Origin of the sequence: Streptomyces alkaliphilus, from assembly GCF_014141535.1 — a bacterium.
GTDB lineage: Bacteria > Actinomycetota > Actinomycetes > Streptomycetales > Streptomycetaceae > Streptomyces > Streptomyces alkaliphilus.
This window is the reverse complement of sequence record NZ_VKHT01001130.1, coordinates 1-1,482: the sequence shown is the minus strand read 5'-3', so window position 1 is coordinate 1,482 and position 1,482 is coordinate 1. Positions and strand designations below refer to the sequence as shown.

Here is a 1,482-nt window from a genome sequence, read left to right as displayed (position 1 = left end):
GCCCTAGGCTGGGCGGCATGAGCGAGCCCACCGGTCCCGACCCCTCCACCGCCGACGCGCCCACCGGGTCGTCCGCCGAGCCGACTCCTCCCGACACGTCGGCCGACACCGGGGACGCGGCCCGGGACCTCGCCGACGTACCGGCGGTCGAGGTGATCACCACCGTGGCGGTGCACCTGATGAGCGCCTCCGCCGTGAAGCTCGGTCTCGCCGAGGACGGCGAACGCCACCGTGACCTGGACGAGGCGCGCAAGCTGATCACCGCCCTCGCGGGGCTGGTGACCGCCGGGGCCGGTGAGATCAGTTCCTTCCACGCCGCCCCGTTGCGGGACGGTCTGAAGTCCCTGCAACTCGCCTTCCGTGAGGCATCCCTGGTGCCCGACGCGCCGGGCCAGGGGCCGGGAGAGAAGTACACCGGCCCCGTGCTCGGCTGACCCGCCGGCCCGTCGCCCGGTCGCCGGGGTGGATCGGGCGACGGGGCGGGATCACGCCCGTCCGCTCCCCGGTGCGGTGTCGTGGCCGCCCGGCCCTTCGGTGTCGTCCGGCGGCGGGGGCAGCGGGTCGCCCGGCAGCTCCCGCCCCGGCGGGAGCACCGCCACCTGCAGGCCGCGGACCAGTGCGGCCCGCAGCGTGCCGTCCGCCGCCACCGCGCCGGCCAGTCGGCGCACCGCTTCCGGCCCCCCGGGCCCCGGCTCGACGGACAGGACCAGGGTGCCGTCGGCCTCCCCACCGGGAACGAGACGGGCGTCGAGCACCGCCGGTTCGGCGGCGACGAGGGCCGCCAGGGCCCGTCCCACGGCGGGGTCGGTCACCGGGCTGCCACCCGTCATCAGGGCCCGCAGGCCGGGCCCGGAGATCTCCCTGGTGACGGGACCGGCCACATCGACCACCAGGGCGTCCGCGCGTTCCGCGACCGCCGCGCGCACCGCCTGCGGCGCGGCCACGGCCACCGGGCGCGCGTCCCCGCGCCAGGCGGCGAGCGAGGCCAGCGAGGTGAAGACCGGCAGGGCCCGGCGGCCGTTGGGGAGCTCCAGGGTGAGAACCGCCATGTCACTGCTCTTCTCGCGCCGCAGACCGTCGGGTCCGGTCTCCGTCTCACCGAGCACCGCCACCACCGGCACCAGCAGTCGCGCCCGCGACAGCAGGGTCAGGGCCTCCCTTTCACCGGCCGGGTCGCGGGCCCAGGCCTCCAGGGCGGCGACCAGGGCGGGGTCCGCGCTCCCGTCGTCGTCGGCGAAGGGGGACCGGGGGATGTTCTTGGCAGCCACCCGGCGAGGGTATCCGGGGAGGGACTCGACGGGACGCGCGGGATGTCACACGTTCTTCATCGCCCGATGGCGACACCACCGACGAGCCGGGATACGGTCTCCTGCCATGGAGAGACGGGTGTCGCACCGGCCGGGGCGGCGAACGGTGCCGGCCGCGGCGGTCGTCGTCGGTCTGGCGGGAGCGGTGCTCATGGCGGCGGCGGGAGAGGTGGCG

The 1,482-nt window shown here is 76.6% G+C and carries 2 protein-coding genes; one reads left to right on the top strand and one right to left on the bottom strand.

Annotation, left to right across the window (positions count from 1 at the left end; genetic code table 11):
- Positions 1-17 precede the first annotated feature (17 nt).
- Entirely contained in the window at positions 18-434 is a 417-nt protein-coding gene (locus FNQ90_RS22895; protein WP_182608090.1) for a DUF1844 domain-containing protein, read from the top strand.
- A 51-nt stretch (positions 435-485) separates the two neighbouring features.
- Here FNQ90_RS22895 and FNQ90_RS22890 read toward each other — a convergent pair whose 3' ends face one another.
- On the bottom strand, positions 486-1,268 hold the full coding sequence (locus FNQ90_RS22890; protein WP_182608089.1) for an SseB family protein: 783 nt from the start codon (positions 1,266-1,268) through the stop codon (positions 486-488).
- Between the last annotated feature and the right edge of the window lie 214 nt (positions 1,269-1,482).